This window comes from Microcystis sp. M109S1 (genome assembly GCF_020247025.1).
Taxonomy (GTDB): Bacteria; Cyanobacteriota; Cyanobacteriia; order Cyanobacteriales; family Microcystaceae; genus Microcystis.
On record NZ_JADBRW010000287.1, the window covers coordinates 1 to 6295 of the forward strand.

Below are 6295 nucleotides of genomic sequence, written 5' to 3' on the forward strand. Positions count from 1 at the left end.
AGTCCGATGTTAGTGCAAGAAAATAGGATTGGGACTTTCAAAAACCTTGCATTATCCTTCTTATAGTACATCGCTTGGTACAAAAAACAAGGGCAACAAAGCCTGAAACTCCTGACTCCTGACTCCTGACTCCTGACTCCTGACTCCTGACTCCTACCACCACCGAAAAACTTTTTCAGCAGACCCTAGATAATAACATTTTACAGCAGATTTGCGCCCGTAGGTTGATTTGAGCTATCAGAGGGGTGTGGGGTGTGGGGTAGTGGAGCATTTGGCTGAAATTTCCCTAAACCCCTAAGTCCCTATCACCCTATCTCCCGACTCCTGAATTCTGTCTGTGCGAGAGATTAACTTGCTTGAGAGGAGACAAAACCCGACAACTCGCGAAAACGGATCTCATCCCGGTGGGGATCAGAGCGACTAACTTGCACTTGAAAGCGATCGCCTAAAGATACCGAGCGCTCAAAACGATGGGGTAATTCTAACCCCAATTCCTCCAATAAAATCAAGCCTAAATTTTCTTCTTCCCGCAGCCAGCGCAACACCAAAGCTTGCCAGACTTGATCTCCCTGTCGTCGCAAAAATTCCAAACTCCAATAACGATTAGTTTGTCGTTCCACCGAGGTGGCCTCTTGGGCCGAACTAGCGACACTATAGAGAATTTCCTGCATTCTATCCCGCGTAAAAGGCAGTTGATCGCCCCGGAGATGGGCTTTTAGTTGAAAATGGGTCAAAAGGTCAGTATAACGGCGAATTGGCGAAGTTACTTGGGAATAGGTATTCAATCCCAGACTAGCATGACGGTTAGGAATCGTCGTCATCTCACTGCGCGGCATACAGCGACGCAAGGCACAGGAACGCACCGGGCCCGCAGGTAGTAAAATTAACTCCTCATCGGGGGGTAATTCCGGTTGTGGTTGTCCGCGGAAAGGCACGGGTATCTCGTGTTCCTGACAGTAGCGACCGGCGATTTCTCCGGCTAAAATCATCATTTCCGCCACTAATTGCCGAGATGGGGAAACTTCCTGCAATTCTACGATAATTTCGTCGTTAGCCTTCACCTTAATGGATGATTCTGGCATTTGGATGTTAATCGATCCCTGAGATTTGCGCCATGCGTGGCGTTGTTTGGCCCAACGGTTGAGAATCCTCACTTCCGGTTCATGCTGCAGGTCCAGATGTAACATTTCGTCCACATCTTCGTAGGTGAGGCGATAGGTGGGTTTAATTGTACTAGGATGGATACGATAATCGGCGATCGCCCCTGTTTCATCGAGGATTACCCCAAAACTCAACGCAGGACAAAGTTTTCCCTGTACCAAACTCATCGGACCTGCGGCCAATTCTAGGGGAAACATGGGAACCATTCCCGTGGGAAGATAAAGACTGGTACTGCGACGACGCGCTTCTAGGTCTAATTCATCATCAGGAAGCACTAAACGGCTAGGATCGGCAATATGGATCCAGAGACGATGACCACCATCTGCGAGCATTTCTACCGATAATCCGTCATCGATTTCCTCGGTACTTTCATCGTCGATGGTGTAAATTTTTTGGTGAGTTAAATCGAGACGATTGTTGACATCCGCATCCGCAGGGGGATTGAGTAAATTAAGACGCGCCACATCAAGTACCTTTTTCGAGAATTGAACGGGGTAGGAACTGCGTCGCAGGAAAAGGTTTTCGTGACTACTCCACCATTTCAAATCGACTAACAATTCAAAAGCAGCCTCGGGGGTTTGGGAACGGCCCAGCAGGGAGAGTATTTCCATGGCTGCTGGGTATTTTTGTTCGGGTTGGAGGATAAATTTTTCTAGAGATTCCAGACGAATTCGATCGCTTTCTGACCATTCTACCGTTCCACTGGCCAAGGCTTGCTGGAGACGTTGGAGAAATTGGCTTTTTTCCCGTTGACGCTGTTGTTCCACCTCTAGCTGGTGTTTGATTTCCTCTACCTGATTTTCCGAGCGGGCTTCGTAACCATCCCCTTTATTTTTAAAATAAACTTTATCATCACTCAAGAGACAATGGGCCGCATAGCAAAACTGCGGACTGCGATCGGAAAAGAGGAGCTCGGCCATGGTTTCGGGAGTGACTAACTGATTTTCCCCGGCTAATAATTCCCAGGCCACTTCTAAACCACTAGCATCTAGATAGGGTTGGACTTCTCGCAGAAAATTGCCAATCTCCTTATGGTTGGACGGACCTGCTTTGACAATGTAATCGAAGCGTTGGGGACGCAGTTTATGCGGGTTTCCCCCTTGATCGATGACGATCCAATCTTTTTTACCTTCTGGGCGATCGATCACCCCTAAGCGCCTTTCTCCTTGGACGCGAAATTCTACCAGCGTTCCCTTTTCCACTGCTTCCCCTTACTAACTATCTATTTTGTCTATTTTCTATCATCCTCGATCGATTACTCGATCGGCAAGAGCAATTATCAATCCTCCCCCACTAGATAGGTATAACGTCGCAAACTGCGTTCATAATCCTGTAGTAGTAATTGGGATTCTTCCACAGTCATGCGATTTTCCTGCAAAGCTTGTTCACAACGAAGACGAATTCTTTCTAACAGGTCTTCCGCAGAATATTGTACATAACTTAATACTTCCGTGATCGTATCTCCTTTGACTAGATACTCGATATCGTACCCCTTGGGACTCATCTGAATATGTACCACGTTAGTATCGCCAAAAAGATTATGTAAATTGCCCATAATCTCTTGATAAGCACCCACCAGAAACATTCCTAGATAATAGGGTTCTGGAGAATGTTTACCGTTTTTGTACTCCAACGGATGCAATTCTAAAACAGATTTTACGTCCCCGCGCAAATCGATAAACTGGGCAATTTTCCCGTCACTATCACAGGTTAAATCGGCGAGAATTCCTCTTTGGGTAGGTTCTCGATCGAGACGATGGATCGGCATAATCGGAAATAGTTGATCGATCGCCCAACTATCGGGAACTGACTGAAAAACCGAGAGATTGGCATAATAAATTGAGGCCATAATTTGCTCTAAGTCTTCCAAGTCATCGGGAACATAATCCTGTTGTCGGGCCACTTGCAGAATTTTGTGACAACAAGCCCAGTACAATTGTTCGGCTCTAGACCGTTCTTTGAGACTGAGATAACCGAAATTAAACAGACTAATCGCCTCCTCTTTGAACTGTCCCGCATCGTGATAAGCTTCCTGATAATTGCGCTCATCGATACCCGTGTAGGTTTCCCAGAGATTACGGAGGATGAGGTGTTCTTTCCCATTGCAGGGATCGGGAGGGTTTTGGGGAACCTCACTACTTCCCAAGATATCAAAGACTAACACCGATTGATGAGAAGCGATCGCCCGTCCACTTTCACTGATGAGAATTGGGGGTGAAATCTGGGCATCTTCACAAGCTTCCTTGACCTCGGCCACGATATCATTGGCATAATTCTGCATATTGTAGTTTTTCGAGGCATAGAAGTTAGTTTTTGAGCCATCGTAATCGACCCCTAAACCACCCCCCACATCGAGATAGGTCATATTTGCCCCTAATTTCGCTAATTCCACATAAATCTGACTAGCTTCGCGAATGGCATCCTTAATGACGCTAATAGCGGAGATTTGCGACCCGATATGATAGTGCAGCAGTTGCAGACAATCTAACATCCCCGCTTGTTCTAATTCCGTCACTACTGTTAAGATTTCCGGGACAGTTAAACCGAATTTGGCCCGGTCTCCCGTGGAACATCCCCAACGACCCACCCCTTTTGTCCCCAGTTTCGCACGCACTCCCAAATGAGGGGCAATTCCTAACTGACGACTGACGCGCAGGGTTAAATATAATTCTTCCAATTGTTCGATGACAATCAAAGGCCGATGACCGAGACGAGTGGTCAACAGGGCAGTTTCCAGGTATTCTTTGTCCTTATAGCCGTTACAAATTAGCAATGGTTGTGTTTTGTCATTTTTACCGTTTAAGGCAGGTTCTAGGGTAGCTAAAGCAATCATTAGCTCAGGTTTTGAACCAGCCTCCAGCCCAAATTGATAGGGTTTACCAAAACGCACTAAAGACTCGACGATGTGACGGTGTTGATTGCACTTGATCGGATAGACACCGCGATAGACGTTGGGATAATTATAACGGGCGATCGCTCGGTTAAAACAGGCATTCAGGCGCTCGATCCGATCCTCGAGGATGTCACTAAACCGAATTAACAGGGGTAAACCGATATTCCGCCGCTTAATCGCCGAAACTAACTCGTATAAGTCCAAAGAACCGCCCCTTTCTCCCTGGGGCGAAACGGTAATGTTTCCCGCGGCATTGATCGAGAAATAGGGTTCTCCCCAGCCTTGGATGCGATAGAGATTTTCGCTATCTTCGATCGACCAATGTTTAACGGGGGCAACTTTTTCGAGGTTGTTACCGTCAGAAGGGGTCAGATCGACTGGAGATAATTGCTTTTCTTGTTTCTTAAGTTGAGTTTTACCCGCCATTGTCTATCGATCGCTCCGTGTGAGACTCCGATCTTCTATCTTAAGTCAGACTTCCCGTCCGCGACCAAGATTCCGATCGTGATAGAATCTATTAGCCCTCAGGAGGCAGGAGTCAGGAGTTAGGAGGCAGAAGGCAGAAGGCAGGAGGCAGAAGGCAGAAGGCAGGAGATTATTTTTATTTATTCTCCCCCCGCAACGCGCACGAAGTGGTCTCCCCATCCCCCCATCACCCCCCGCAACGCGCACGAAGTGGTCCCCCCATCACCCCATCACCCCATCACCCCCCGCAACGCGCACGCAGTGACCACCCCAACCCCCCATCTCCCCAAAATTTTATAGTGAACCGCTTATGAATTTATTAGACTCAAAAGGACGTTTATTCGGTAAATTTAGCTTGCTTGATATCGGAGCGGCTTTAGTAATTTTATTGACAATTATCGGTATTTTTGTTGTGCCGGGGACGAGTGGTAAAAGTACGATCGCTCAAGTTACCAAAGAACCCATAGAAGTGGATGTTATTGTCCGGGGTTTAAGTGTTCTCAATCCCAACGCCTTGATTAATCAATTCAATACCGAGAAGAAAACTAATATTGTTATTCGTAATCAACCGGCCGGTCAAGTGGATATAAAAAATGTTAAACCTTTATCGAGAAATGTCTTAGTTCCGCAGCCGGATGGTAGTGTGAAAGTCCTACCCGATCCCCGCACGGAAAACTATTCTCAAGATATGATCATGACTCTCAGTGGTCAAGCGGAAGTTACCGATACCGGTGCGGTTGTTGGCGGTCAAAAGGTGAAAATTGGCACTTTAATCGAGTTGGAAGGAGATAATTATAATTTCAACACCAGTGTTATCGATGTCCGTTTACCAAAAAGGTCTTAATCATTGAGCAGTGAGCAGTAATCAGTAAACAGTGAAAAGACAGTAGGAAACTTCTATTTAACACTGCTCACTTGAAAACTCAAATCTGATAACTGATAACTGATAACTGATAACTGATAACTGATAACTGATAAGAGGATTAACTGCTATTTATACACCGCCTTTAGCTCGTTTGATCGAGCAGTTACAAAAATTACCCGGGGTAGGACCAAAAAGCGCCCAACGTCTGGCCCTGTATATTCTCAAACGACCGGAGCAAGACGCGATCGAATTGGCCCAGGCGATCGTGGATGCTAAAAAACAAGTAGGATTATGTCAGGTTTGTTTTCATCTTTCGGCCGAACCGATTTGTGAAATTTGCCGCAATCCTAACCGAGAAACGGGTACTATCTGTGTGGTAGCTGACTCCAGAGATGTGATTGCTTTGGAGAAAACACGGGAATATTCGGGCAAATACCACGTTTTGGGCGGTGTTATCTCGCCTATGGATGGGATTGGACCCGATCAATTGAATATACAGTCTTTAGTCACTAGAGTTAGCCAAAAAAAAATTCAGGAAGTTATCTTGGCCATTAGTCCCAGTGTCGAGGGAGAAACCACGACTTTGTATATCGGGGGTTTACTGAAACCCTTCACCAAAGTTACCCGTATCGCTTTCGGGTTGCCCATGGGCGGCGATCTGGAATACGCTGATGAAGTAACCTTAGCGAGAGCTTTAGAAGGTCGTCGGGAATTATGACCCTACACCCTGTCCCCACTAAAAGACTTTTTGCCGCAAACCCTACTTAGGACAATTATCGAAAATTTGGGTTAAAACCCCGTCGTTTTACGACGGCTTTAAGCTACAATGGAAAAAGCGATAACCAAGCTAAAAACTGAACCTTGACCACAGATAGTAGGGGGTTTCGTTCAGAAAAGACTTCAAATTCGGC

General features: G+C 46.3%; 4 protein-coding genes. 2 read left to right on the forward strand and 2 right to left on the reverse strand.

The annotated features are described in order from the left end of the window. Window positions 1–347 precede the first annotated feature (347 nt). Window positions 348–2363 (reverse strand): ribonuclease catalytic domain-containing protein, encoded by a 2016-nt coding sequence (locus IM322_RS14470; protein ID WP_287673047.1) that lies wholly within the window; start codon window positions 2361–2363, stop codon window positions 348–350. A gap of 77 nt (window positions 2364–2440) precedes the next feature. Continuing rightward, on the reverse strand, window positions 2441–4480 hold the full coding sequence (gene speA / locus IM322_RS14475) for a biosynthetic arginine decarboxylase (RefSeq protein WP_287673049.1): 2040 nt from the start codon (window positions 4478–4480) through the stop codon (window positions 2441–2443). A gap of 349 nt (window positions 4481–4829) precedes the next feature. On the opposite strand from speA, the gene IM322_RS14480 reads away from it, so the two are divergent. Together IM322_RS14480 and recR are read left to right on the forward strand one after the other, a co-directional pair. Further along, the gene (locus IM322_RS14480) at window positions 4830–5363 is read left to right on the forward strand and encodes a DUF4330 domain-containing protein (protein WP_008200075.1); all 534 of its coding nucleotides are present in this window, start codon (window positions 4830–4832) and stop codon (window positions 5361–5363) included. 148 nt (window positions 5364–5511) lie between these two features. Continuing rightward, entirely contained in the window at window positions 5512–6102 is a 591-nt protein-coding gene (gene recR / locus IM322_RS14485; protein ID WP_287673051.1) for a recombination mediator RecR, read from the forward strand. Window positions 6103–6295 lie beyond the last annotated feature (193 nt).

Bases quoted from the DNA above. Each gene is read 5' to 3' on its own strand.
- speA (WP_287673049.1), bottom strand. From the start codon at position 4,480: ATGGCGGGTAAAACTCAACTTAAGAAACAAGAAAAGCAATTATCTCCA.
- IM322_RS14480 (WP_008200075.1), top strand. From the start codon at position 4,830: ATGAATTTATTAGACTCAAAAGGACGTTTATTCGGTAAATTTAGCTTG.